General features: G+C 60.7%; 23 protein-coding genes. 6 read left to right on the top strand and 17 right to left on the bottom strand.

From position 1 onward, the window contains the following. Window positions 1-183: 183 nt before the first annotated feature. The 3 genes from ACEN93_RS20580 to mdaB all read right to left on the bottom strand — a co-directional run bounded on the left by ACEN93_RS20580 (window position 184) and on the right by mdaB (window position 2743). Entirely contained in the window at window positions 184-1077 is an 894-nt protein-coding gene (locus tag ACEN93_RS20580; protein ID WP_495610450.1) for an NAD-dependent epimerase/dehydratase family protein, read from the bottom strand. 103 nt (window positions 1078-1180) lie between these two features. Then, window positions 1181-2092: a LysR substrate-binding domain-containing protein gene (locus ACEN93_RS20575; protein ID WP_414882935.1), complete on the bottom strand. Its 912-nt coding sequence runs from the start codon at window positions 2090-2092 to the stop codon at window positions 1181-1183. A gap of 60 nt (window positions 2093-2152) precedes the next feature. Beyond that, on the bottom strand, window positions 2153-2743 hold the full coding sequence (mdaB, locus tag ACEN93_RS20570; protein WP_039772912.1) for an NADPH:quinone oxidoreductase MdaB: 591 nt from the start codon (window positions 2741-2743) through the stop codon (window positions 2153-2155). Between the two features lie 202 nt (window positions 2744-2945). On the opposite strand from mdaB, the gene ACEN93_RS20565 reads away from it, so the two are divergent. Further along, the gene (locus ACEN93_RS20565; RefSeq protein WP_007953825.1) at window positions 2946-3260 is read left to right on the top strand and encodes a putative quinol monooxygenase; all 315 of its coding nucleotides are present in this window, start codon (window positions 2946-2948) and stop codon (window positions 3258-3260) included. Here the strand turns inward: ACEN93_RS20565 and ACEN93_RS20560 are convergent. After that, the gene (locus ACEN93_RS20560) at window positions 3250-4014 is read right to left on the bottom strand and encodes a sulfite exporter TauE/SafE family protein (protein WP_495610449.1); all 765 of its coding nucleotides are present in this window, start codon (window positions 4012-4014) and stop codon (window positions 3250-3252) included. The two genes, ACEN93_RS20565 and ACEN93_RS20560, sit on opposite strands and share 11 nt — an antisense overlap. A gap of 82 nt (window positions 4015-4096) precedes the next feature. On the opposite strand from ACEN93_RS20560, the gene ACEN93_RS20555 reads away from it, so the two are divergent. The 3 genes from ACEN93_RS20555 (at window position 4097) to ACEN93_RS20545 (ending at window position 5995) form a co-directional block, all read left to right on the top strand. Beyond that, complete coding sequence (locus tag ACEN93_RS20555; RefSeq protein ID WP_285412129.1) at window positions 4097-4978, top strand: LysR family transcriptional regulator; 882 nt, start codon at window positions 4097-4099, stop codon at window positions 4976-4978. A gap of 172 nt (window positions 4979-5150) precedes the next feature. Further along, window positions 5151-5660, top strand: a complete 510-nt coding sequence (locus tag ACEN93_RS20550) for a flavin reductase (protein WP_007953834.1) — start codon at window positions 5151-5153, stop codon at window positions 5658-5660. Window positions 5661-5719: 59 nt separating this feature from the next. Beyond that, window positions 5720-5995, top strand: a complete 276-nt coding sequence (locus ACEN93_RS20545) for a helix-turn-helix domain-containing protein (RefSeq protein ID WP_074691992.1) — start codon at window positions 5720-5722, stop codon at window positions 5993-5995. A gap of 52 nt (window positions 5996-6047) precedes the next feature. On the opposite strand, the gene ACEN93_RS20540 is transcribed toward ACEN93_RS20545, so the two are convergent. The 7 genes from ACEN93_RS20540 to ACEN93_RS20510 all read right to left on the bottom strand — a co-directional run bounded on the left by ACEN93_RS20540 (window position 6048) and on the right by ACEN93_RS20510 (window position 15241). After that, window positions 6048-6605: a chorismate--pyruvate lyase family protein gene (locus ACEN93_RS20540; RefSeq protein ID WP_074691995.1), complete on the bottom strand. Its 558-nt coding sequence runs from the start codon at window positions 6603-6605 to the stop codon at window positions 6048-6050. Window positions 6606-6679: 74 nt separating this feature from the next. Next, complete coding sequence (locus ACEN93_RS20535) at window positions 6680-7045, bottom strand: ArsR/SmtB family transcription factor (RefSeq protein WP_074691998.1); 366 nt, start codon at window positions 7043-7045, stop codon at window positions 6680-6682. Between the two features lie 130 nt (window positions 7046-7175). Further along, window positions 7176-8627, bottom strand: coding sequence for an efflux transporter outer membrane subunit (locus ACEN93_RS20530; RefSeq protein ID WP_414882940.1), 1452 nt, complete (start codon window positions 8625-8627; stop codon window positions 7176-7178). 9 nt (window positions 8628-8636) lie between these two features. Continuing rightward, window positions 8637-11714, bottom strand: a complete 3078-nt coding sequence (locus ACEN93_RS20525; protein ID WP_011332346.1) for a MexW/MexI family multidrug efflux RND transporter permease subunit — start codon at window positions 11712-11714, stop codon at window positions 8637-8639. Further along, the gene (locus ACEN93_RS20520) at window positions 11711-12811 is read right to left on the bottom strand and encodes an efflux RND transporter periplasmic adaptor subunit (protein ID WP_039772925.1); all 1101 of its coding nucleotides are present in this window, start codon (window positions 12809-12811) and stop codon (window positions 11711-11713) included. The genes ACEN93_RS20525 and ACEN93_RS20520 overlap by 4 nt, the downstream gene beginning before the upstream one ends. A gap of 135 nt (window positions 12812-12946) precedes the next feature. Then, window positions 12947-14104 (bottom strand): acyl-CoA dehydrogenase family protein, encoded by a 1158-nt coding sequence (locus tag ACEN93_RS20515; RefSeq protein ID WP_495610448.1) that lies wholly within the window; start codon window positions 14102-14104, stop codon window positions 12947-12949. Window positions 14105-14335: 231 nt separating this feature from the next. Then, the gene (locus ACEN93_RS20510) at window positions 14336-15241 is read right to left on the bottom strand and encodes an NAD(P)-dependent oxidoreductase (protein ID WP_495610447.1); all 906 of its coding nucleotides are present in this window, start codon (window positions 15239-15241) and stop codon (window positions 14336-14338) included. Between the two features lie 125 nt (window positions 15242-15366). On the opposite strand from ACEN93_RS20510, the gene ACEN93_RS20505 reads away from it, so the two are divergent. Further along, entirely contained in the window at window positions 15367-16503 is a 1137-nt protein-coding gene (locus tag ACEN93_RS20505) for an LLM class flavin-dependent oxidoreductase (protein ID WP_039772929.1), read from the top strand. A 36-nt stretch (window positions 16504-16539) separates the two neighbouring features. On the opposite strand, the gene rfbA is transcribed toward ACEN93_RS20505, so the two are convergent. The 5 genes from rfbA to ACEN93_RS20480 are packed head-to-tail and all read right to left on the bottom strand — an operon-like array spanning window position 16540 to window position 22989. Then, entirely contained in the window at window positions 16540-17463 is a 924-nt protein-coding gene (gene rfbA / locus ACEN93_RS20500; RefSeq protein ID WP_011332341.1) for a glucose-1-phosphate thymidylyltransferase RfbA, read from the bottom strand. Between the two features lie 42 nt (window positions 17464-17505). Continuing rightward, entirely contained in the window at window positions 17506-18588 is a 1083-nt protein-coding gene (gene rfbB / locus ACEN93_RS20495) for a dTDP-glucose 4,6-dehydratase (protein ID WP_495610446.1), read from the bottom strand. Window positions 18589-18642: 54 nt separating this feature from the next. Then, complete coding sequence (locus ACEN93_RS20490) at window positions 18643-20820, bottom strand: prenyltransferase/squalene oxidase repeat-containing protein (protein WP_495610445.1); 2178 nt, start codon at window positions 20818-20820, stop codon at window positions 18643-18645. Window positions 20821-20842: 22 nt separating this feature from the next. Next, complete coding sequence (locus tag ACEN93_RS20485) at window positions 20843-22093, bottom strand: hypothetical protein (RefSeq protein ID WP_495610444.1); 1251 nt, start codon at window positions 22091-22093, stop codon at window positions 20843-20845. Next, window positions 22090-22989, bottom strand: coding sequence for an acyltransferase (locus ACEN93_RS20480; protein WP_349238164.1), 900 nt, complete (start codon window positions 22987-22989; stop codon window positions 22090-22092). Before ACEN93_RS20480 ends, ACEN93_RS20485 begins: the two co-directional genes overlap by 4 nt. Before the next feature lie 640 nt (window positions 22990-23629). Here ACEN93_RS20480 and ACEN93_RS20475 point away from each other — a divergent pair. Continuing rightward, entirely contained in the window at window positions 23630-23974 is a 345-nt protein-coding gene (locus tag ACEN93_RS20475; RefSeq protein WP_007953863.1) for a cupin domain-containing protein, read from the top strand. A 94-nt stretch (window positions 23975-24068) separates the two neighbouring features. Here ACEN93_RS20475 and mmsB read toward each other — a convergent pair whose 3' ends face one another. Further along, window positions 24069-24956, bottom strand: a complete 888-nt coding sequence (gene mmsB / locus ACEN93_RS20470) for a 3-hydroxyisobutyrate dehydrogenase (protein ID WP_039772935.1) — start codon at window positions 24954-24956, stop codon at window positions 24069-24071. Window positions 24957-24962 lie beyond the last annotated feature (6 nt).

Genomic DNA, 24962 nt, shown 5'->3' with positions numbered 1-24962 from the left:
TTTTCAAACCAAGTGAAAGTAATTTTCGTGGAGGGATAAGGGTTGTCGTTTTTGGATATGTCTTGTCGCGAATAATGAAAATCGCGGGGTGGGATTTTCATAATCCTCGGGCACAAAAAAACCGGTGAAAACAAGCAAGCTTGCTTCCACCGGTCTCGGGAACGTCACCTTTTCAGCGTGGACTCACACCATTTCGTTACGAATCCATTCAACCACCGACGTGCGCTTCGGCGTCCAGCCCAGCAGCTCGCGGGCGTGTTTGCCGCGTACGCGGCTGTTGGAGCCGAGGCCGTAGTTGGCCATTTCGTAGCCCCACTCGGCTTCGGCATCTTTCAGTGGCCAGTCTTGTGGCTGGCCCAGATTCAGGGCTCCGGCCATGGCGGTGGTCATGTCGATGAACGACGCCTCGCCGCTTTCGACGAAGTAAAAGGTGCCCGGGATGTTTTTGGTCAAGGCCAGCAGGTACAGCGCCACCACGTCTTCGATGTGCACGTTGGACCAGATGTTCTGGCCGGTGCCGACGTGACGCACCACGCCGCTTTTGCGCGCCTGTTTCAGCAGGCGCGGCAGCTGCACGCTGTCGCGATTGACGCCCAGGCTGTGGCCGTAAATCAGGGTGTTGCAGATGACGGCCGAGTTCACGCCGTCCTGCGCTGCGGCGAGGATCAGATTGTCGATGGCCACGCGTGCGGCCTTGTCGACGGTCGGCTCCGGCAGGTTGTCTTCGAAGTAGATGACGTCGCTGGATTTGCCGCCGGACGCATCGCCGACGATGCTCGAACCGCTGGTGTGCAGGAACACTTTGTTCGAGCCGCGCAGGGCATCGAGCAAGGCTTCGACGGCGCCGCGATGGTCGCTGCTGGCGGCGTTGATCACGGCATCGGCGGCGCGGGCCTGTTCGGCCAGTAACGCGTTGTCGTCGAGGGTGCCGATCACCGGGGTGATGCCCAGTGCTTTCAACTCATTGGCCTGTTCAGCGCTGCGCACCAGACCGGTGACGGTGTGGCCGGCCTGGACCAGACCGGTGGCGATGGAGCCGCCGATAAAACCGGCAGCGCCGGTGACGAATACGTTCATGGAGAAACTCCCTGCGTGAGTAAGTGATGGAGCGAGTATCGACCGGCGAGTCCTGTGGAAAAACCCGCCCACAACCAAATCACTGTTGCGCAGGGATCACGAATCAGCCCTTGAAATCAGCGCTGGCGTAAGCCGCCAGTTTGCTCTGGATGAAGTCCAGGAAGCACTGGATGCGCAGCGCCAGCTGCGAGTTGCGGTAGTACACCGCGTTGATCGGCTGGCGATAACCGCTGTTGAATTCCGCCAGCAACACCTTGAGGCGTCCGGCGCGAATATCGTCGATGGTCATGAAATGCGAGAGGCAGGCGATGCCCTGGCCTTGCAGCGCGAGATGGCGAACCGTCTCGCCGCTGGAGGCGCTGATCGCCGGGGTGATCGGCCAGCGGTCGCCGTGCACGTAACGCAGCGGCCACTGGTTGAGGCCTTCGTTCTGGGTGAAGCCGAGCAACGTGTGTTCGCTCAGGTCGGCCACTTGGAGCGGCGCGCCGTGTCTTTCCAGATACGCGGGACTGGCGACGATCAGCAGCGGACTGCAACCCAGTGAGCGGGCATGCAACGTCGAATCAGCGAGGGTGCCGATGCGGATGGCGACGTCGGTGCTTTGCTCCAGCAGGTCAATGATCAGGTCATTGCTGTTGAGTTCGAGCTGGATGTCCGGGTACAGCCGGCGGAATTCGTCGATGTACGGCACGACGGCGTGGAGCATGAACGGCGACGCGGCGTTGATCCGCAGTCGTCCTGATGGCGTCTGCTGGCGCGAAGACAGGCGCTCTTCGAGCTGGTCCATCTGGTCGAGGATCAGCTTGGCCTGTTCGAAGAAGTACTTGCCCTCCTCGGTCAGGTCCATGCGCCGAGTGGTGCGGTTGATCAGCGTGGTGTCGAGCTTGGCTTCCAGCCGCGACAGCGTGCGGCTGACGGCCGACGGCGTCTGTCCGACCTGCTCGGCGGCGGCGGAGATCGAACCGCATTCGATCACGCAGACGAAAATCTGCAACTCATCGGATCTGGCTTTCACGGGTGTCCTCGAATCGAAAGGCCTGCTGCGCAAGCTCAGGCCTTCGATAGTAGCCGAGCGTCAGGCCTTGAGGCCAAACACCTCGCTCAGATGCTGCTCGTAACGCGCCACATCCGCTTCGATGTTCGGGCGTTTCATCACGTCCACGCAGAGGAAGGTCGGCAGGCCGGTCATGCCGAGGAACTGGTTGGCTTTGTGGAACGGGAAGTACACCGCGTCCACGCCTTTGGCTTCGAAGAAGTCGGTCGGGTCATCGAACGCCTGCTGCGGTGCGTTCCAGGTCAGCGACAGCATGTATTGCTTGCCGTGGATCAGACCGCCGCTGCCGTACTTCTGCGAAGAATCCGAACGGGTGCGACCGTCGCTGGCGTAGAGGCTGCCGTGGCCTTCGGTGAAGACTTCGTCGATGTACTTTTTCACGGTCCACGGTGCGCCCATCCACCAACCCGGCATCTGATAAATGATCACGTCGGCCCAGAGGAATTTGGCCACTTCTTCGGCGACGTCGTAACCCTCGTCGATGAAGGTGGTCTTGACGTCGAGACCGCCGCGATCCAGCACGCTCAACGCCGCTTCGTGCAGGGTGGTGTTGTAGCGACCGTCGGAGTGGGCGAATTTTTTACCGCCATTGAGCAACAGCACTTTTTTCATGGGAGAGCCTCGATCGGATTCCGATGCGCAGCGCAGAGCGCTGGATGGAGAAGTGGAAAAATGGAATGGCGGGCAGATTAGCGATCCGCCTCGCGCGGAATAAGCACCGACGGCGCAAAAATCATTTGAGTAAAACGCACGAATCGATTGCCGATTGTTGCCGTAGGATTGGCCGCCATCTGAATCTGAGGAGTTTTTTGCGATGAGCGAACGCCAGGGTTTCATCCTGCACGCCAAGACCCGCCCGGAAAAAGCCGAAGCCTTCGAAGCGTTTTTCCGCGCCTACGTCGAACCGAGCCGCGCCGAACCCGGCTGCATCGAGTACCACATGCTGCGCGACAAGGAAGACCCGAGCCTGTTCATCTTCTACGAGATCTGGGAAAGCCAGGCGCATCTGGACGTGCACTCGAACCTGCCGCACATGCAGCAGTTCCTGGCCCAGCGCATGGAATACCTGGAGCGGGATTTCGATATCCGCCCGATTGAAATGCTCAGCGATTCGTCCGCTAACCGCTGATCAGCAGATGGGCGCCGAGCGCACCCAGACCGATAAAAAACACCCGCTTGAACAGCACAGCACTGATGCGCTGACGCAGCCATTGGCCGAGCAGCATGCCGAGGACAGCGGGGATCAGCGCCAGCAACGAGGCGCTCAATTCTGCGCCGCCGAGCGACCCGCGCCAGAGCAATCCGCCGGCCAATGCCAGGGTCGATACGGTGAAGGACAGGCCCAGCGCCTGGACCAGTTCATCGCGGCTCAAGCCAAGGGCCTGCATGTACGGGACGGCGGGAATCACGAACACACCCGTGGCCGAAGTGATGACGCCGGTGATTACGCCACACAGCGGGCCGAGCCACGGTTCATGGCGTCGACTGACACTCAGCGTCGGCAGAAACAATCCACTCAACGCATAGAGCAACAGCGCCGCGCCAAGTCCGCGCACCACCCAATGCCCGCCGGCCATACCGATCCACAAGGTGCCAATGGCCGTGCCGAGGAAGATCGCCAGCAGCATCGGCCACAAGCGTTTCACCAGCCCCTGCAAATGCCCGCCGAACGCCAGTTGCCAGACGTTGGTGAGGGTCGCCGGAATGATCAGCAATGCCGCAGCCTGCGACGGAGCCATAGCCAGACCGAGCAGCCCCATGGCGACGGTAGGCAGGCCAAGACCGATCACGCCCTTGATCATGCCAGCGACGACGAAAGTCGCGATCACCAGCAATGACAGGGTCAGACCGAGGTTTTGATAGAAATCTGCGAGTGCGTTCATGGCCATACTTTGCGCCTGCGCGGGTGAACTGAAAATCTGTCATACACTGAGGCAGCCTCTCTCTCAGCAAGAGCCACGCGTCATGCACTTCGACCTCACCGACCTGCGCCTGTACCTGCACATCCTCGACAGCGGCAACATCACCGCCGGTGCTGCACGCAGTCATCTTTCGCTGGCGGCGGCCAGTGCGCGGATCCGGGCGATGGAAGCGTCGCTGGGCACCGAGCTTCTTGAGCGCGGGCGCCGTGGTGTCACGCCGACGCCGGCCGGCAAAGCCCTGGCGCAACATGCGCGGGTGTTGCTGCAACAGGCCGAACGCCTGCAACAGGATCTGGCCGAGTACGCGCGCGGCGTCAAAGGCCAGGTGCGTCTGCTGTGCAACACCACGGCACTCAGCGAATACCTGCCGGAGGTGCTGGCGGATTTCCTGCGCGAGCACCCAAACCTCGACATCGATCTGCAGGAACTGCCCAGCGCCCGCATCACCCACGCCTTGCGTCAGGGCGCGGCAGATCTGGGCATTGTGTCCGACGCGATCGACACCACCGACTTGCAGACCCGAGCCTTTCGCGATGATCCGCTGGTGCTGATTCTGCCTTTGGAACATTCACTGTCTGACGCAACTGAAGTCAGTTTCAGCGACGCTCTGCGCCATGACTTTGTCGGGCTGCAGGCCGACAGCGCTTTGGCGATTTACCTGGAAGAGCAGGCGCTGCACAGCGGCTCGCGGATGCAGATCCGCATCCGTGCTGATGGTTTCGACGGCGTGATGCGCATGGTGGCCCGAGGTGCCGGTCTGGGCATCGTGCCGCTGGCGGCGGTTCAGCGCGCTGCGCCGCAAGCCTTCAAGACCTTGCCGATGAATGAAGGCTGGGCCAGGCGCAAACTGTTGCTGTGTGCCCGCGACATCGCCGCGTTGCCGCCCTATGCCACAGCCTTGTTGCAAGCCTTGGTACTCCCGTAAACATGTTTTTTTCTTCGGCAAATTAAGCACAAGGAATAGCTTGCAAGGTACGTATACATACGTACTATATCGCCAGAGCGAACGTGTTGCCCGATACCCGTTTTCGCACAACGACAACGGACAAGGAAGAACGGATCGGCTCCATTAAACCTACATGGAATGAGGTGACGCGATGGTTGATTCAACGGAGTTTCGTAATGCAATGGCGATGCTGGGGAGTGCCGTCACCATCGTCACGACCGATGGCCCTGCGGGGCGTTTCGGCTTTACCGCCTCGGCGGTGTGCAGCGTGACGGATTCACCGCCGACGCTGCTGGTGTGCGTCAATCGCTCGTCGTCCAATCACGAGCATTTCAAGACCAATGGCGTGCTGTGCGTGAACGTGCTGACTGGCGACCACCAGTCGACGTCCGGCGCATTCGCCAATCGGCAGTTGAGCATGCAGGAGCGTTTTTCCAGCGTGAACTGCCAGACCCTCAAGACCGGTTCGCCGGTGATCGAGGAGGCGCTGGTCAGCCTCGATTGCCGGGTCAGCAAGGTCGACGAGGTCGGCACCCACAGCATCTTCTACTGTGAAATTCTCGAACTGCAGCAACACAGCGAGGCCACGGAAGGCCTGGTCTATTTCAACCGCAGTTACTACCGTCTGAACGACGAACTGCGCCTGGCACCCGAGCAGTGATCCAGACACCCGCCGGCCTCGGCTGACGCCGGCCGGCGGGTCATGACAGGGATGTAACCATGCTATTCAATGAAGACAACTTCGCGGATATCGACCTGAACCTGATCATCATTTTCCTGGTGCTGTTCCGCGAACGCAGCGTGTCCCGCACGGCCGAGCGCCTACGCGTCAAACAACCCGCCATCAGCGGATCGCTGGCACGGCTGCGCAAGCGGTTCGACGATCCGTTGTTTCTGCGCTCGTCGCGAACCATGCGCCCGACCTCGAAGGCCGAGGAACTGGCGCAGGCACTGACACCGGCCATCAAGCAGATCGAAGCGGTGATCCGGCTCTGAAAAACCGGCGAAAAAAAACCTGCGGAAGTTCACTCCCGCAGGTTTCATTTTTTCAGGCCGACTTGAGCGCCTGAGCGTACTCGACCCGGGCCCAGAACGCTGGCAGAAAGCACTCGCTGACCAGCAGCGCCGAGCCATTGCGGGTGAAGCGCGAACGCCGTGCCAGCAGACGTTTGGCCTGTGGCGCGAAGCGATAGGACAGCGCGGCCAACGGCGCACCGGGCGGCAGCAAGGCACATTGGAAGGGTTCGCGCAGGGTCTGCTCCGAGGTGTAGAGAATCTCGGCCAGCGGTCGACGGCCGTAGCCGTTCAGCTCCGCCCAGTCGCCATTCAGCGCCGACACGCTGGTCAGGCTGCGCGCGGTGACACATGCCTCGCCATCGAGTTTCATCACCACCTCACGCACCCAGCCAATGGTGTTTGGCGGCACGTTCAGCGCTTGCGCTTCTTCAGGATTGACCGGGCCATGGGACTGCTCGACGACTTCGATTGAATAATCGCCCATGGCTTTCAGACGTGGGGTCAGTGCCCCGGGCAAAAACAGCCAGTGATGCTCGGAGCCGGTCAATTCCGACAGCGGTCGCGATGACCAGTAATGACTTGTATCCATACCCGCTCACACCTTCCTGGTGATGGTGAATTGTTGGTTGCCGTGGAAGGCCAACCCTTCACCGGCGGTGTCTGTCACTCGGCTCCGTTTTCTTCGGTCACTTCGTGTTTGCTGATGACGCTGATGGTCTGTTCATCGGTCTTGACCGCCGACAGCAGCGAGTCGAGCAATCCCGGGAAACGCACGTCCATGTCTTCACGACGCAGGGACAGCAGGTTTTCCCGACCGTAAGGGCGCTGCCAAATCAGACCGCTGTCGCGCAGAACCCGCCAGTGGTGGGTCATGGTCGACTTCGATGCACCCTTGAGGATCCGGCCGCACGGATGTTCCTGGCCATCGGCCAATACTTTCAACACGGTCAGACGCAGCGGGCTTCCCAATGCGGACAGCACATTTTCCAGAAGGATCTGATCCTGATTGGGATGATTCGGGACGTTCATAGGTAGGTACCCTTGATGATATAGGCGGGAAAAATCCGTCTTGTATTCGTCTATACGAGAACAGTAAGACTATACACAAGATGTTTTTTCCCCGCGACAGCCGCCCCGGAGGCGGCGTCCCGCAAAACAACTACAAATTGCTGCTCTGCGCGGTCTCCAGCGCAGGCGCCTGGAACCCGCCGCCCAGCGCTGCCATCAACGAAACCGAGCTGTCGATGTGCTTGCTGTTGAGGAAGGCCAGGCGCATTTCGTCCTGAATCAATTGTTGCTCGATGTTAAGCGCATCGAGGAACGTGTCCTCCCCGGCCTTGTAGCGCGACTGCGACAGATCGTAAGACGACTGGGCAATCGCACAGGCATCGCGCTGCACGACGATCTGCTGCTCGAACGAACGCAACTGCGTCACCGAAATCGCCACCTCGTGCAGGGCCGAATTCAGCACCCGGTTGTACTGCGCGATGGAGCTGTCGAGTTCGGCATTGCCGGCCTTGAGATCCGAGCGCAGGCGCCCGGCATCGAAGATCGGCAGCGACACCGTCGGCGCCACATTCCAGAACTTGCTGACCCCGGCGAACAGCGCATCACCGGTCAATGCATGGGACCCGGCCGCTGCCACCAGATTGATGTTCGGGTAGAACGTGGTCTTCACCGCCTCGACGTTTTTAGTCTCGGCCTCCACGCGCCAGCGTGCGGCGACGATGTCCGGACGACGGCCCAACAACTGGGCTGGCAACTGCGCCGGCAAGGCCACCACACTGGCTTGCAGATTCGATGGCCGATCAAGCGTGTGCGCACGGTCAACGCCCTTGCCGATCAGCGCCGACAGTTGAAGACGGGCGATTTCGATGTCTTCGTTGGCGCCGATCAACGTCGATTCCGAACGCGCCTTGAGGCTCTGCACCTGCTTGAGTTGCGACAGGTTGTCGAGGCCCGAGCCGTAACGTGAATCCGTCAGCTCCACCAGTTTGCTCAGGCGTTCGAGATCCCGTTGATTGAGCTCCGAGACCTGCCACGCATACGCCAACTGGTTGTAAGCCTTGACCACGTTGACCGCGAGAATCAGCCGCGACGATTGCAGATCGACTTCCGCCGCTCGTGCGCTGTTGAGCGCCGATTCCCAGGCGGCACGCTGGCCGCCCCAGAGGTCGAAGGTGTAGCCGAAATTGACCGCCAGATTGCGTGCGGTGAAGTACTTGTGCCCCTCGCCACTGTAGTCCTCGAAGCGCGACAGCCGACCGCGCGTGACACCCGCCGACGCGTCCATTTCGGGATAGCGTTCGGCGTCGCGCAGGTCGAGAAATGCGTTGGCCTTGGCCACCCGGGCAGCGACTTCCTGCAAGTCCGGGTTGCTGGCGTAAGCCTCTTCGATCAGCGCACCCAGACGTGGGTCGCCCAGCGATGTCCACCAGTCCGCACGCGGCCATTGGGCCGGCGGCAGTTTGTCTTTCAGGCTGTCGGACGGCGCATCGCCGACCGCCAGCAATTTGCCCTGATGATCGATCCCGGCGTAGTTCACACAACCCGCCGCCAACAGGATGGACGCCGCCAGCGGCGCCAGCATCAAACGTGTAATCGAATGCATGTCACGTCCTCACAGGATGGGTTGCGGCACACCGGCCGGCTCGGCTTCGGGTGCGTGGCTCGGTTGCTTGATCGAACTGAGCAGCGTGTACACCGACGGCAGAATGAACAGGGTGAACAAGGTGCCGATCAGCATCCCCACCACAATCACCAGGCCCAGGCCGAAGCGGCTGTTGGCGCCGGCACCGCTGGCGAACAACAGCGGCGCGAGGCCGACCACCATCGCTGCGGTGGTCATCAGGATCGGCCGCAGACGCACCTGCGCGGCATGCTGAATGGCTTGCACGCGGTCCATGCCTTGCTGGCGCTGCAACTCGTTGGCGAACGCAACCATAAGAATCCCGTGCTTACTGATCAGACCGATCAGCGTGATCAGGCCGATCTGGGTGTAGATGTTCATCGACGTCATGCCCAGCGCCAGCGGCACCAGGGCCCCGCAGATCGACAGCGGCACGCTGATCAGAATGATGAACGGGTCGCGGAAGCTCTCGTACTGCACGCTCAGCACCAAGTAGATGATCACCAGGGCCAGGCCGAAGGTGAACGCCAGGCTGTTGCCTTCCTGCACGTATTGGCGGGCGTCGGACTGCCAGTCGAAACTGAAGCCGGCCGGGAAACCTTCCGATTGTTTTTGCAGGAAGCCCACCGCATCACCCAACGTCACGCCCGGCGCCGGAATGGCCTGGAACGTGGCGGAGTTCTGCTGGTTGAACTGGGTCAGGCGATTCGGCTCGACCTTGACGCTGAGAGTGGCCAGCGTCGACAGCGGCACCGGATTGCCCTTCTGATCCTTCACGTAATACAGCTTCAGGGTTTCCGGGGTCAGGCGATCCGCCGACACCGACTGCGGGATCACGTCGTAGGAGCGACCATGGAACGAGAACCGGTTGACGTACTTCTCACCGATCAGGCTGTTCAGCGTTTCGCCGATGTCCTGCATGCGAATGCCCAGGGCGTTGGCCTTGGCCCGGTCGACCTGGATTTCCACCACCGGGTTGTTGAAGTCCAGATCACTGTCGACCACCGCGAACAGACCGCTGGCCTGCGCGGCCTGCTTGAGCTGATCCATCACGTTGTACAGCGCCAGGTATTCCTGATCGCTGCGGATCACCATCTGCACCGGCAGACCACCAGTGGAGCCCGGCAGCGGCGGCATCTGGAACACGAAAATGCTCGTGCCTTCGATCTGGTTCACCCGCGCCTGCAAGTCAGGCTGGATGGTGTTGGCATCGCGGCCGCGCTTTTCCCAGTCCACCAGGTTGATCCCGCCGACGCTGTTGGACAGACCGTCGGAACCGTTCGCCACCCAGTTGCTGTAACCCTCGGGGATTTCGTTGAAGGTCTTGTACAACTCGTGGGCGTAGGCCTCGAGGTAATTCAGGTTGGCGTGCTGCGGCGCCTTGATCGCGGTCAGCAGGATGTTCTGGTCTTCCAGCGGCGCCAGTTCGGTCTGCGCCGAGCGATAGAGGAACGGCAGGCTGAAGAAGATCACCAGCGCCACGCTCAGACTGATCCAGCGCCGCGCCAGCGAACCGCCGAGCAGCGCGCCATAACGACGGGACAGGTACTGGAAGAATCGATCTGCCTTGACCGCCATGAAACCTTCGCTGGTTTTCGCGTCCAGCAGACGGGTACTCATGATCGGCGACAGGGTCAGCGCGACGATGCCGGAAATCACCACGGCGCCGGCCAGGGTCAGCGCGAACTCCTTGAACAGCGTGCCGGTGAGGCCGCCCATCAGACCGATCGGCGCATACACCGCCGCCAGGGTGAAGGTCATCGCCACCACCGGACCCGCCACTTCGCGCGCGCCGATCAGCGCCGCTTCGAACGGGCTCTTGCCCTCTTCGATGTGACGGTGGACGTTCTCCACCACGACGATGGCGTCGTCAACCACCAGCCCGATGGCCAAAACCATCGCCAGCAAGGTCAGCAGGTTGAGGCTGAAGCCGAACATCTGCATCAGCATCGCCGCGCCGAGCATCGACAGCGGAATCGTCACCAGCGGAATCAGCACAGTGCGGAACGTGCCCAGGCACAGGTAGATCACCAGCACCACGATCACCAGCGCTTCGAGCAGGGTGTAGCTCACCTCGTCGATCGACGACTGAATGAAATGCGCCACTTCGAACGGGATCTGCACGGTCACGCCCGGTGGCAGGGTTTCCTGGATCTGCGGCAGCAATTCACGCACGCGTTTGACGATCACCAGCGGGTTGCCGGTCGGCGCCGCGTCCAGGCCGAGGAACAGCGCCGGCACATCGCTCATCGCGCCACTGGTGTCGGTGGAGGCGGCGTTCAGCTCCACGGTGCCGACGTCTCGCACACGGATGATGTGGCCGTTGTCGTTGCGCAGCACCATGTCGCGGAAGTCTTCGACGCTGTTTAGGTCGGTGTTGACCCGCAGGTTGCTGACCACGTACAGGCCTTTGACCTGACCCGGCGCCGCCTGGAAGTTGTTGCCCTCGATCGCCGCCGACACGTCCTGCCCGGTCATGCCGTAACCGGCCAGACGCTGCGGGTCGAGCCACAGGCGCATGGACAATTTCTGCTCGCCCATGATGTTGATCTTGGCCACGCCTTCGATGCCGGCGAACATCGGCTCGACGACGCGGGAGATGTAATCCGACATCTCCGGAATGGTCAGGTTGGAGCTGGCGAACGCGACGTAGGCCACGCTGGTGAAACCGCCGGACGTGCGCTCCACCACCGGGTCGTAGGCGTCCTTCGGCAAGCGGTATTTGATCTGGTTAACCTTGGCCATGACCTCGGTCAGCGCCGCGATGGAGTCACTGTTGAGTGCCATGCGGATCGTCACCTGGCTGCGGCCCTGGGTCGAGGCTGACGACAGATAGTCGATGCCCTCGACCGAGGCCACGGCCTGGCTGATCGGTTGCGTGACGAAGCCTTGCATCAGTTCCGAAGAGGCGCCGGGATATTGGGTCGTGACCGTGATGGTCGACGTTTCCAGCATCGGGTACTGGCGGATCGGCAGGTTCATCAGCGCACGCACCCCGAACAGCAGGATCAGCGTGCTGACCACCACGGCCAGCACCGGGCGGCGAAGAAAGAGGTCGGTGAAATTCATTTTTCCAGCCCACTGAGTTTAAGAGCAATCGTGTCCGGGACACCTTCCACCGCCACGCCGTCGTGGAGTTTGAGCTGGCCGGACGTCACCACCTGCACGCCTTCGGTCAGGCCCTTGTCGACCACCGCCCAGCCATCGCGGCGCTCGCCGACCTTGATGCTTTCACGCTTGACCTTCTGCACCCCGGCCTCGTCGGTGTAGACCGAGAACACGCTCTCGCCGTAGGCGTTGTAGGTGATCGCGGTTTCCGGAATCAGCAGCTCGGCGGTCTGCGGCAGGGTCACCGAGACCCGTGCGTACATGCCGGGACGCAGGCGTTTTTGCGTGTCGGTGATGACCGCTTGAACGTTGATGGTGTGGGACTGATTGATCTGCGGATCGACCGCGACGATCTTGCCGGCGAAGGTCACATCACCCCAGGCATCGACCTTGGCCTGCACGGTCTGGCCCAGTTGCACTTGCGAGCCATCGCGCTCGGCGAGGGTGAAGTTGACGCGCAGCACGCCCGGATCGGTCAGGGTTGCCACCGCGCTGCCGGCCTGAAGGTATTGGCCCAGGTGCGCCTGGCGAATGCCTAGGGTGCCGGCGAACGGCGCACGAATGTGGCGTTGAGCGATCTGCGCCTGCATACGCTCCATGTCGCCCTTGGCCGCGTCGTATTGAGCGCGGGCACTGTCGAAGGCGCGACGGCTTTCGGCGCCCGTCTTGGCCAGTTCCTGAACCCGTGCGAACTGGGCCTTGGCCGATTCGTACTCGCCTTTCAGGCGCACCAGTTCACCTTGCTCCGGCGCGTCGTTGAGCTTGAGCAGCACTTGCCCCGCCTTCACTTCATCGCCGGACTCGAAATCGATGTCCACCACTTTGCCGCTGACTTCAGCCGACACCAGCACCTGGCGCTGGGCTTCGAGTTTGCCGATGGCCTCGAGGTAGTAGGTGTAAGGCTGCTTTTTGACCACGGCCAGACCGACCCGGGTGCTGGGGATCCGTTGCTCGGCCGCCGCCGGTGGCGGCGACCAGAAACGCCAGCCCAGTGCAGCGGATAACACCACCACAAGAACAATAAAGATCAGCGACTTGATAATGTTTCGAGCAAGCATGTGGCACTCCCTTGACTCTTTGCTGCGAGCACAAAAGTTTGAGTTTTAAGAAAATAAAGGTGCAACTAAAGACGGGCGCGTTATCGATCCCTGTGAACTTTCACTTGTAAACGCGCCCGCTTTATTTATCCGCTGTTACGCCGCGGCCAGTACGTTGGTTTTATCCAGGTAATACTTGCCGATACCGTGCAAGTTCAAAGGCGACAACGTGAAGTGCTTCGAACCGGTGTGGATATCGCGGAAGCAACGCTCCAGGAAGTGCGACTTGTAGACGGCTTTGGAACCGGCCATCGAGTAGATCTGGTTGACCGCATTGACCGAGTTCTCGGTCAGCACCGAGGCGGCCAGGCCGACGCGGGCGCTGACCGGTTCGCCGATGGTTTCACCCCGGTTGATCACCTGATGGATCGCATCTTCCAGCAGCAGTTGTGCGGTATGCACCGAGGATATGGCGCGACCGGTCTTCTCGAAGATCACCCCTTCCAGGCCCGGATCGGTGTTCACGGCGCGGTCATTGCGGAAGTGATCGACCGCAGCCCGGGCCACGCCCAGCACGGTGGACATCGCCGCCAGGGTGCCGAACTCGTAGTAACCGGTGGCGTAGGCCCGTGAGGTGCGCGCTTCGGGGGATTGCTTGAGGGTTTCGACATCCAGCGAGAAAGACTTGTGGACGATCACGTTGGAGCACTGGAAGTGATGGCTGCCGGTGCCGCGCATGCCCAGGGTGTCCCAGGTCGGCAGGATGGTGCATTGGCTGGCGGGCACGAAGAACATCCGCACTTCCGGATTAGTGTTGTTTTCGGTGCCTTTGACGGTGGCGGTGCAGACCAGCCAGTCGGCGTGGGCCGAGCCGCTGGCGAACGCCCATTTGCCGCTCAGCAGATACTCGTCGCCCATCGGCAGCGCTTCGCCACCGGAGTGGATGGCGCCGATCACGAAACCGTCGCAGTGGTTGTAGATCGCTTCGGAAGTGGCTTCCGGCAGGTAGTCCGACAGGCGCCCCATAGCCACTTGCACCGCCAGCTGCCAGGACAGCGAGGCGTCAAACCGGGCGAATTCCAGCAGCAGGGCCGAGGTGGTCTGGATATCGACCTGGGACCCGCCGAACGCCTTGGACACCGAGGTCCGGCCAAAACCTTCCTTGAAGAATCGGGACATCACATCCTTGTGCGTCGCATTGGTCTGCTCGCTGTAATCGCGGTGCAGAATAATCAGCGGATTCAGTGCACGCACCTTCTCGAGCCATTCATTGGATTCGGAGGGAAGGCTGTTCCATTGCATTAGATTTTTCATAACGGCTCCTAGCTATTATTTATTTACGATCAGCAGACGAAAAAACAGACAGAACTTTTTATTGTTGTTAAACCCCGATAAAAATGTACGTCTACAGTCGTACATTTTACAAGCACTATTATCAGACTTCTTTCATTTCCCAATAAAAGAGCAATCACTGTCCGACAATAACGCAAGGCGCAAGAGGCCAACGTAACTTGCGCACAAGTTACGTTGCTTGAAACTTTTGGATTACTTCACGCCGGCACGCCGATCACTGACTTTCGACAGTGAGGCCCAGTCCTGATCGGCCTGACCATGGGCCATGCCGTCCAGCAGGTTGTCCTTCAACACGCTGGCAAACGGCAGCGGTACCTGCGCCGCTTCACCGGCTTCCAGCGCCAGGCGCACGTCCTTGAGACCGAGCGACAATTTGAAACCCGCCGGCTCGAATGTTTCATCGACCATCAGCTTGCCGTAGCCCTGATAGACCGGCACGGCAAACAGGGTCGAGGTGATCATCTCGATGAACGCCTCGCGACTGATGCCATAGCCGCCGGCCAGGGTCGAGGCTTCAGCCATGGATTCGATCGCCGAAGCGATCATCAGGTTGGCCGACAGTTTGGCAGCGCAGGCAACTTCAGCCGTGTCGCCTAACGTCCAGGTCTTGCGCCCCAGCACATCGAACAGCGGTTGTACCCGAGCCAGTGCTTCGACGGGCCCGGAGGCGAGAATGTTCAGATTGCCGGCAGCCGCCACATCGACTCGCCCGAGCACCGGTGCCGACACGTAACCAACGCCGCGTGCTTCATGCACGGTCGCCAGTTCTTTGGCCAGCGCCACCGATACGGTGGACATGTTGACGTGAACGGTGCCGGCCCGCAGACCGTCCAGCGCCTTGGCGTCGAAGAACACGGAGCGGATTGCCGTGTCATCGCCGAGCATGGAAATCAGCACCTCGGCCTGCGCTGCCAGTGCCGGTGTCTCGACAGCTTCGGCGCCGGCCGCAGCCAGTGCTTCCAGCGGTGCCGTCGAACGATTCCACACGCGGACCCGATGCCCGGCTTTCAGCAGGTTCAGCACCATCGGTGCGCCCATCGTGCCCAGACCGATAAATCCCAGTTCCATGTCGCGCTCCTCTCTCGATGAGGTGTTCAAAGCCGTTCAGACGATGATGCAGAATTGCGATTGTACGTGTACAAGCGTACATTTCAAGTGCCGCGACGATTCATTCTTCGCGGCAAGGGTTTCAAACACACCTTTACCCAAGGCAAGGAGGCTTTATGCAATTCGGGATCTACACCGTTGGCGACGTCACACAAGACCCTACCAACGCCCGTACCCCCAGCGAATCCGAGCGCATCCAGGCCACCCTGCAAATTGCGCAGAAGGCCGAAGACATCGGACTGGACGTGTTCGCCACCGGCGAGCACCACAATCCTCCGTTCATCACCTCCTCTCCCACCACACTGCTGGCCTACATCGCCGCCAAGACCCAACGCATCATTCTTTCGACGTCCACCACCCTGATCAGCACCAACGATCCGGTGCGCCTGGCCGAAGAATATTCACTGCTGCAAAACCTCTGCGGCGGGCGCATGGACCTGATGCTCGGCCGGGGCAACACCGCGCCGGTCTATCCCTGGTTCGGCAAGAGCATCGCCGACGGTCTGCCACTGGCGATGGAAAACTATCGCCTGCTGCACCGTCTCTGGCGCGAAGAAGACCTCAACTGGAGCGGACGCTTTCGCACCCCGCTGAAAAACTTCACCTCGATCCCCAGGCCCCTCGATGACCTGCCGCCCTTCGTCTGGCACGGCTCGATCCGTACCCCGGAAATCGCCGAGCAGGCCGCTTATTACGGCGACGGTTTTTTTGCCAGCCACATCCTCTGGCCCCGTGAGCATTTCATGGCGCTGGTCGAGTTCTACCGCGCACGGTTTGCCCATTACGGTCACGGCACGCCGGAGCAGGCGATCGTCGGCCTCGGCGGGCATATTTTCATGCGTCGCAACTCGCAGGATGCGCGCCGGGAGTTCCGTCCCTACTTCGACAACGCCCCGGTGTACGGCCATGGCCCGTCGCTGGAAGAGTTCATGGAAATGACCCCGCTGGCCGTCGGCAGCCCTCAGGAAATCATCGACAAGACCCTGACCTTCCGCGAGTACTTCGGCGACTATCAGCGCCAGCTGTTCCTGTTCGACCATGGCGGCATTCCGCTGAAAACCGTGCTGGAACAACTCGACATGTTCGGCAAGGAAGTGTTGCCGGTGCTGCGTGAAGAAACCCGCAAACGCCGCTCGCCGCTGGCGGCCGAAGCGCCGACGCATGCCAATCGCCTGGCCCGTTTGCAAACTCCGTCGGCCGATCCACGCGCCACGGTCAAAGCTGCCCAACTCGACAGCGTGACCGGCCACTGAACCTGTGGGAGCGAGCAAGCCCGCTCCCACATTGGATCAGGCAGCGCCTTTCAACGGGCGCTGCGCATCCATCGCCACCACCACGTCATCGTGGATCAAACGGGCCAGATACTGACCGTAACCGGTCTTGCTCATGCTGCCCGCATGCACCAGCAACTGCGCGTCGTCGATCCAGCCCTTGTGGTAGGCGATTTCTTCGAGGCAGGCGATTTTCAGGCCTTGGCGTTTCTCGATGGCCTGGACGAAATTGCCCGCTTCCATCAACGCGTCGTGGGTGCCGGTGTCGAGCCAGGCCATGCCACGGCCCATCACTGACACGTTCAATTTGCCGCGTTGCAGATAGACGTTGTTGACGTCAGTGATCTCCAGCTCGCCGCGCGGCGACGGCTTGATGTCAGCGGCAATCTGCAGCACTTCGTTGTCGTAGAAATACAGGCCGGTGACGGCGTAGTTGGACTTTGGATCGCTCGGTTTTTCGCAGATGCTCAGGGCCTTGCCGGCAGCATCGAATTCCACCACGCCAAAGCGCTCGGGATCGGCCACGTAGTAGCCGAACACCGTCGCGCCTTCATCACGCGCCGCCGCTTGCAGCAGGGTTTCACCGAAACCGGCGCCGTAGAAAATATTGTCGCCGAGCACCAGGCAGACGTTGTCTTCACCGACGAATTCGCGACCGATGATGAACGCTTGAGCGAGACCGTCCGGGCTCGGTTGCACCGCGTAGCTCAGGCTCAGGCCCAACTGGCTGCCGTCGCCGAGCATGCGCTGAAAGCCCGGCAGATCTTCCGGGGTGGAGATGATCAGGATCTCGCGGATTTCCGCCAGCATCAGCACCGACAGCGGGTAGTAGATCATCGGTTTGTCATACACCGGCAGCGACTGTTTCGAGACGCCCAGGGTGATCGGATGCAGACGCGAACCGGCGCCGCCCGCCAGCAGTATTCCTTTGTACTTGGCCATGCTTTTTTCCTTTCAAGCAGTGAGATTTGAATGACTGAATGTTCAGGCCACGAGGGCTTCGTCGCGTTGCTCGCCGAGGCGCTCCAGTGCGTAGGCACCGGACATCACCCGCACCCACCAGGCGCGGTTGTCCAGATACCAGTCGACGGTTTTCTGCATGCCGCTTTCGAAGGTTTCCTGTGGCGTCCAGCCGAGCGTCGCGTGAATTTTTCCGGCATCGACGGCATAGCGTTTGTCGTGGCCCGGACGATCCTTGACGAAGGTGATCAGGTCGCGGAAGTGCGCAACGCCCGCCGGTTTTTCCGCACCGCGCGCTTCAAGCAGATCGCACAAGGTGCGCACCACTTCCAGGTTGGTCTTCTCGTTGTGGCCGCCGATGTTGTAGGTCTGCCCGACCTCACCGCGCGTGACCACCGCATACAGGGCGCGGGCGTGATCCTCGACGAACAGCCAGTCGCGGATCTGCGCGCCATCGCCGTACACCGGCAACGGCTTGCCTTGCAGCGCATTGAGAATGACGTGAGGAATCAGTTTTTCCGGGAAGTGATACGGCCCGTAATTGTTCGAGCAATTGCTCATCACCACCGGCAGGCCGAAAGTGCGATGCCAGGCGCGGACCAGATGATCGGAACCGGCCTTGGTTGCCGAGTACGGCGAACTTGGCGCATACGCCGTACGCTCGGTGAACGCCGGATCTTCAGGCTCCAGGTCGCCGTAAACTTCGTCGGTAGAAATATGATGGAAACGGAACGCCGCCTGACGCGCCGCGTCCAGTCGGTTCCAGTAACCACGCGCGGCTTCGAGCAGGGTGTAGGTGCCGACGATGTTGGTTTCGATGAAGGCTTGCGGGCCATCGATCGAGCGGTCCACGTGGGACTCGGCGGCCAGGTGCATCACCGCATCCGGTTGCAGCCGTGCGAACAGTTCGTCCAGCGCCGGCTTGTCGCAGATGTCGACCTGGCAGAAACGGTAACGCGGCGAATCGGATACATCGGCCAGCGATTCCAGGTTGCCGGCGTAGGTCAGTTTGTCGACGTTGATCACTTCACATTCGGTCTCTTCAATCAGAAACCGCACCACGGCCGAGCCAATGAAGCCCGCGCCCCCTGTCACTAAAATTTTCATCAGCGCCTCCCCTGGCAAAATGATGACTTAACGTCCTTCGATGCTGTGTGCGGGTCAGTTCAACAACGCGACCCAGTATGGCGACAGTCCTTGTTCGAGAATCAGCAGTGTCTGGATGCAGACGAAGCTTTCGTCAGTGGTTGCCGAGGTTGCGTTGAGCGGGCCGAAACCACCGTCCTGCTTCTGATGGGCAGCGATCCAGTCTTTCGATTCCTGCAGATACGTCGGCTGCGCGTCGAGCAAATACATTGCTGCGATGGCCATGTAAGTACCCACCAGGCTGACCGCTTTGCCCGGCCGGTAATGGAACGAGCCGTTGGCCAGTTGCAGCTTTTGCAGCCAGGCGACGGTCTGTTCGGCATCGACGATGCGTCGGTTGAGAATGAATAGCGTCGACACCACGCGGTACACCGAAAACGCGTCCGGCGGATAACCCGGCTTGTTTGCGAACCCGCCATCGACCGAGCGGCAGCGCAAGGCAAACGCCATCACGCCCTGCTCGTCCGGCGCCTTGGCTTCAAGGGCGTGCAGCGACAGCACCGCCAGGTTGGTGTGCCAGATGTCCGAGCCGAAACCCGGTACATCGCCGAACCCGCCATCGGGGTTCTGGCACGCTTGCAGGTAACGCACGCAACCACCGATATCGTTCGGCAACGCGCCCAGCACTCGCAGCGACAGCACCGCGCAGTAGGTCGCGAACACATCGCTCAGATGACCCGGCTGCTCGGCGAATCCTCCGTCGGTGTTTTGCGAAGCCCTGATGCAATCGATCAGGCTGGCCTTGTTTTCGATTTGCAGACCCAAGGCATGCAAGTCCGAAATCACATGCAGCCCGGAGAACACCTGCCAGGTCTTGTCGGCACGGAAACCCAGCGGCGCGGTTTCGGCGGTCAGCCCGTAGGGCGTTTCATTCGACGCCCGGGCCTTGGCCAGCCACGCCAGATAACGCTGCAGATCAACATTGATGGTCGGCACGCCATTCGGGTGAATGCGCTGCACATCACCACCGCCATCGATCACTTGCAGCTCACGGTTTACCAGCGCCGCATCGTCATGATGAGTGACGGCAGCGACCGGCTCGATGGACTGCAAAGCGTGGGCAGCGGCGAGCTGGGTTTTCAGGCTTTTCAGGTGCAGCGGCAGGTACGTCAGGTTGCCGATGCTGAAGATCCCCGGCTGACGCGGCGGCGCCCAGAACTGGCGAATGAACGGCACGGTCGGGTCATCCGGGGTCGACCAGAAGTAGCCCTTGCCCATGAACAGACCGCCATTGCGCGCGTCATGAAACTCCAGCAACGCCGCCGTCACCGAAGCCCGATCCGCTTCGCTCGCGCCGGACGGCAAGGCCTGAATCGCCTGCAACAGCAACGCCACGTCGTAGGCGGTCTTGATCGGGAATGGCGACTCGTGATTTTTGTACGAGGTGTGCCAGTCGCAACGCACTTTGCCGTTGATCCCGACCCGATCCCAATACCCGCCGTACGCCGGATCGCGGAACAGTGCCAGGGTTTGCAGCAGGAACGAACGGGCCAGATTCGACAGCGCATTGTCGTCGCGCGCATCAGCCAGTTGCGCCAGCACCAGGCTGACCTGCGCACGCACACCGCAACGGGTCAGCGCCACATCGACACAGGATTGGCTGTCGCTGCCGGCCACCCGGCCGATCAGGTTCTCTGCATGAACTTGCAAGTGCCCGACCAACCCCAGCCCCAACGGCTGATTGTCGATACGCGCCAGCAACGCCGTGGCGCTGATGTCGAGATCGATCGAAGTCGCCAGCTCCAGCGGAGTCGACCAGTCGCTGCTGTAAAGGCCGGCGACCGTGGACCGAGCGTAGATCGCTTCGACCTTTTCCAGCAGGCCGTGGATCGCAGCATTGTTCGCCGCGTCCTGCGGCACCCGGCGCTGATAGGCAATCAATGCCGCCAGCGCGTCCAGTTGCAACGCCAGCGTGCGGCAGCGCCCGGAGCCGTGCGGCGTCCAGTAGCGGTCGGCCAGTTCGTGGAAACCGCCATTCGCCGCATCATGCAAACGCATCAGTCCGTCATGGGCAAAACGCAGTTCGACATCGTCGCCGTGCTCGGCCTGATAGAACGTCGCGGCGACCTGATCCTGCAACTGCTTGTCGCTGGAAATCGCCACCTCGCCACTGGCATCGGTCACGGCGAAAAAGCCGCCGTGCTCGATGTCCTTGAGGCCTTGATCAAATAGAAACTGCGGATGCAGTGACATGGTGAATCCCTCTTCCTTGAGGTTAAGCGGCTTTGCTTTCGGTCAGCGACACAACGCTGCCCTGGCACAACTCGATGATGCGCGTCGCGGCGCGGGCGGCACCTTCGCCATCCGGCGCGGCCACTTGCTGATGCGGTGCGTAATAGGTCGAAGCGCCGGTGTCTTTTTCCAGTTCGCCCTGGATCAGTTCGACGATACGATCACGGTCGTATCCGATATGCGTCGGGAAGCCCAGCAACTCCAGACGACGCAGAGCTTCCAGTTCGTGGTATTCGGACTTGGACGACAACAGGAACAGGGTCGGAATATTCATCGCCGCGATTTCCGTTACGGTGATCCAGCCCGGCGCCGAAATCAGCAGGCAGGCTTCACGCAGCAGACCCATCCAGTCCGGGTAGTACGGCACGCAGACGACGCCGTCCTGAGCCTGGATATCCTGACGGCCCAGCAGCACCAGTTTCAGTTCCGGATTGCGCTCGCGCAGGATCTTGAAGCTGTCCAGATACGCAGCGAGCAGCGCGTCCTTGTTTTGCGCAAACATCGTAGTGCCGCTGATCGAAGCCACAATGAACGGCGAGTCGCCGAGGTTCAGTTGCTCGCGCACATTCAATCCGGTCTGCACATTGATGTCGCGGATCATCGGGCCGACAAAATGCGCCTTGCCGCTGACCAGCGCTTCGGCCACCGGCGTGCCCTGATCGAGGGAAGCCACGTACGGTTTGTCGGTCAGCACCAGTTGGCTCTGATTGATCATCCAGTTGAACTGGCTGTGCAGCGCGGTGCGGGCCCGGGCCATTTCCAGCGCGTTGACTTCGAAACCGCCGTCGGCCAGATCATGGTCTTCGAGCTGGCACAGGGTGAAGTCGTAGCGCTCGGTGACGAACACCAGCGGCGTACCGCTGAAAATCGCGGCCAGGCAGGCGGCCATGTTGTAGTCCGACACCAGAGCGGTCGGTTTGTATTCGGCGATCAACGCCAGGTAAGACAGAATCCGCTCACCGGACAAGAAGGTATTGGCGATATAGCCGCCGATGTAATTATTCCAGTCGAGTTCTTTCGACAAGTTGCTCTTTTTCGAGTAATCGACCAAACGACCGGCAATATCCACTACTTCAACGCCAGACTTTTCGAACATCGGCGTGAAGGTCGGCTGCAAGGAAGCCAGTGCCACGGTCAATGGCATGTCCGGGCGCTGCTTTTTAATCGCCTGAGCGATGGACAGCGCGCGCATGTTGTGACCGGAACCGGTTGGATTGGGGGCAAATAAAATCATTCTTGAATCTCCATTAGTTGAACAACGCCATGAACCACAGTGTTTTCCAATACATCCCTTATAACCACCGAGTACGGTTTGATAACGGCACCGTCACCAATATTCAGTGGACCTACCAAGATGGCGCCCTCGCCAATAACGCAACGACTTCCAATGCGCACCGGTGCCTCCTCCCAAGGCAGTGAGCGGAAAGAATGATCATGGGTGGAGGCCACGATCGTGACCCCCTCGGACAATTCGCTGAAGGCACCGACGGATACGCCGCCGGCTGCTTCGATAACCACACCGGTCGCCAGTCGCACGCCGGTGCCCAATTCGATACCGCCCAATTGCGACACGCCGCCCTGGCGGCTGCTGCGCCCGATCAGGATGCAGTCCCGGGCGATTTCCACCGACGCCCCGCCGCGCAATTCGGCATCGATCAAGGCGTCGTCGCTGATGTCCCAGGTCAGGGTGTCAGGGTTCAGCGACTTGAGCCGTGCGACCGACTGCGTGGACCGATCGAGCATCGACGGCAAGCCCTGACGCGCCCGGTCCCGGACTTTGACCAGCACCGGTTCCGGGCTCGGCCGGCCGTCCTCGACCACAGTGCGCTGGGCAATGACCCGCGCCGGGCGACCGACGACGATTGCGTCCGGCGGCACATCGGCGGTCACCAACGCGCCAGCCGCCACCACGGCCCCGGCACCGATGGAAACACCGGCAGTCACGGTGGCCTTGGCGCCCACCCAGACGTTTTCGGCAATCCGAACCGGCGACTGCGCCGTCCCCAGGCACTGCGCACCGGTGGCGAACATGCTGGACTTGCCGACCAACGCGTGCTGCAAATCGCATCTGAAACCGATGAAGCATTCATCGCCGATCTGCACGTTTGTCAGGCGACTGCCGGCACGCACCCAGACGTGCCGGCCAAGCTCACTTGAACTATCAACAGTCGTCGAAACTTCAATTACGTTTATGTCGTCCACAATAAAGCCTCATTCCATTGATGCCGGGCACATAACATTCCGAGAGGCGTGCGTATCCCGCAGATATAAATCCGCCAGTGCACAAATAATTAATTAACTGTTCATTTAAGGCTTCAACTCAAAGCACGCGAGACATTGCGTCCGCGCCACTTATTAACTGTCCGGTTCATTCAACTGTCATTATTCATTAACAACAGATAGAAGTTCACACTTGAGCCAAAGGCCAAGTCAGTTGTCGAGATGAGAAAAAGCCGATTCAAGTCTGTCCGTGACTCAGATGAAGCTCCGTTTTGAGGAATAGTTCTTTAGTACGAATGTTATAGTACAGACGATTTTGTTTTGCAATAGGTGTCAGAATGGTTATCTCGTTTTAGTCTAAAAATTGATTGAACTTTTATGGTGCACGCTTGTACCAAAACCGTTTTATATGCACAGCGTTGGTGCAAATCAGGGAGGAGTGCAGATTTGCTCCAGCGCTTACAGACATCTGGAGGTCGACCCCAGACACTTCGACAGCCCCCACGAACGCTACGGTGACGGCTCTATTTCCCTCTGGCCTGGAGCCGTCATGCCCGCACCTATCACCGTTCTGCGCGACACCCATCCCCTGCCCGTACTCGACGCCTGCAAATGGGAAAAGCTCGAGGGCGACCCGCACACCGTCAACCTCAACGCCTACACCAGCGAAGACGGCAGCAAGATCATGGGCACCTGGATCTGCACCCCGGGCAAGTGGCGGGTGGACTATGTGAAGTGGGAGTACTGCCATTTCCAGGAAGGCTACTGTGTGATTACCCCGGACGGCATGGAGCCGATCCACCTGCGCGCCGGCGACATCTTCGTGGTCGAGCCAGGCATGAAGGGCACCTGGGAAGTGGTCGAGACCGTGCGCAAATATTTCGTGTTCGCCTGATACAAAAAAGCCGGGAAACCACCCGACGTGATTTCCCGGCAACACCTACTGCATCTGAATTGCAGACCTGTGACGAGCACAGGCCTGACGACGATTACTGCGGCTTGCGATAGCTGTTGATGATCGCCGAGAAGTCCTTGCCCCCTTCCCCGCGCTGACTCATCGCCTGATACAACTGCTGCGCCACCGCGCCCAGCACCACTGGCTGATGGGCCTGACGCGCCGCTTCAGTAGCCAGCCCCAGATCCTTGAGCATCAGCTCGGCGCCGAAGCCACCCGTGTAGCCGCGTGAGGCCGGCGCCGTTTCGACGATGCCTGGCCATGGGTTGTACATTTCCGAACTCCAGCAACGACCGGTAGAGCTGTTGATGATCCCGGCGAGCACCGTGGTGTCGATCCCCAGCGCATCACCCAGCGCCATCGCCTCGCTGACGCCAACCATCGAAATGGCGAGCAACAGGTTGTTGCAGATCTTGGCGATCTGGCCGGTGCCGACCTCACCGCAATGCACGATGTTGCGGCCCATCTGCGCCAGCACCGGTTGCAGAGTGGCGAACAGTTCCGGGGTGGCGCCGACCATGAAGGTCAGCGTCCCGGCCGTGGCGCCGCCTGTGCCGCCGGACACCGGCGCATCGGCCATGGCCACGCCTTGTTTGGCAGCCGCCGCCGCCACATCGCGCGCCGTCTGCGGATCGATGGTGCTGCAATCCACTGCCGGCACGCCTTTGCCGATCCCGGCCAGCACGCCGTCTTCACCGAGCCAGACGCTGCGTACATGCACCGCAGCCGGCAACATGGTGATCACCAGTTCAGCATCTTCAGCAGCTTCGCGAGCCGAAGCGCGGATGGTGCCGCCCAGTTGCTCAAGTTCCGCCAGCACGGTCTTGTTCAGGTCCACCAGGTTCAGCGAATGCCCGGCCTTGATCAGGTTGCGCGCCATCGGCGCGCCCATGTTGCCCAGCCCGATAAATGCGATTTTCATGGCCGT

The organism is Pseudomonas sp. Pseusp21, assembly GCF_059492145.1.
The sequence above is the reverse complement of the archived record's forward strand: the minus strand, read 5'-3'. Positions and strand labels throughout refer to the sequence as shown.

Bases quoted from the DNA above. Each gene is read 5' to 3' on its own strand.
- ACEN93_RS20485 (WP_495610444.1), bottom strand. From the start codon at position 22,093: ATGATTTTATTTGCCCCCAATCCAACCGGTTCCGGTCACAACATGCGC.
- ACEN93_RS20525 (WP_011332346.1), bottom strand. From the start codon at position 11,714: ATGAATTTCACCGACCTCTTTCTTCGCCGCCCGGTGCTGGCCGTGGTG.
- rfbB (WP_495610446.1), bottom strand. From the start codon at position 18,588: ATGAAAATTTTAGTGACAGGGGGCGCGGGCTTCATTGGCTCGGCCGTG.
- mmsB (WP_039772935.1), bottom strand. From the start codon at position 24,956: ATGAAAATCGCATTTATCGGGCTGGGCAACATGGGCGCGCCGATGGCG.
- ACEN93_RS20550 (WP_007953834.1), top strand. From the start codon at position 5,151: ATGGTTGATTCAACGGAGTTTCGTAATGCAATGGCGATGCTGGGGAGT.
- ACEN93_RS20565 (WP_007953825.1), top strand. From the start codon at position 2,946: ATGAGCGAACGCCAGGGTTTCATCCTGCACGCCAAGACCCGCCCGGAA.
- ACEN93_RS20580 (WP_495610450.1), bottom strand. From the start codon at position 1,077: ATGAACGTATTCGTCACCGGCGCTGCCGGTTTTATCGGCGGCTCCATC.
- ACEN93_RS20545 (WP_074691992.1), top strand. From the start codon at position 5,720: ATGCTATTCAATGAAGACAACTTCGCGGATATCGACCTGAACCTGATC.
- ACEN93_RS20505 (WP_039772929.1), top strand. From the start codon at position 15,367: ATGCAATTCGGGATCTACACCGTTGGCGACGTCACACAAGACCCTACC.
- ACEN93_RS20490 (WP_495610445.1), bottom strand. From the start codon at position 20,820: ATGTCACTGCATCCGCAGTTTCTATTTGATCAAGGCCTCAAGGACATC.
- rfbA (WP_011332341.1), bottom strand. From the start codon at position 17,463: ATGGCCAAGTACAAAGGAATACTGCTGGCGGGCGGCGCCGGTTCGCGT.
- ACEN93_RS20560 (WP_495610449.1), bottom strand. From the start codon at position 4,014: ATGAACGCACTCGCAGATTTCTATCAAAACCTCGGTCTGACCCTGTCA.
- mdaB (WP_039772912.1), bottom strand. From the start codon at position 2,743: ATGAAAAAAGTGCTGTTGCTCAATGGCGGTAAAAAATTCGCCCACTCC.
- ACEN93_RS20475 (WP_007953863.1), top strand. From the start codon at position 23,630: ATGCCCGCACCTATCACCGTTCTGCGCGACACCCATCCCCTGCCCGTA.
- ACEN93_RS20535 (WP_074691998.1), bottom strand. From the start codon at position 7,045: ATGAACGTCCCGAATCATCCCAATCAGGATCAGATCCTTCTGGAAAAT.
- ACEN93_RS20540 (WP_074691995.1), bottom strand. From the start codon at position 6,605: ATGGATACAAGTCATTACTGGTCATCGCGACCGCTGTCGGAATTGACC.
- ACEN93_RS20515 (WP_495610448.1), bottom strand. From the start codon at position 14,104: ATGAAAAATCTAATGCAATGGAACAGCCTTCCCTCCGAATCCAATGAA.
- ACEN93_RS20530 (WP_414882940.1), bottom strand. From the start codon at position 8,627: ATGCATTCGATTACACGTTTGATGCTGGCGCCGCTGGCGGCGTCCATC.
- ACEN93_RS20520 (WP_039772925.1), bottom strand. From the start codon at position 12,811: ATGCTTGCTCGAAACATTATCAAGTCGCTGATCTTTATTGTTCTTGTG.
- ACEN93_RS20555 (WP_285412129.1), top strand. From the start codon at position 4,097: ATGCACTTCGACCTCACCGACCTGCGCCTGTACCTGCACATCCTCGAC.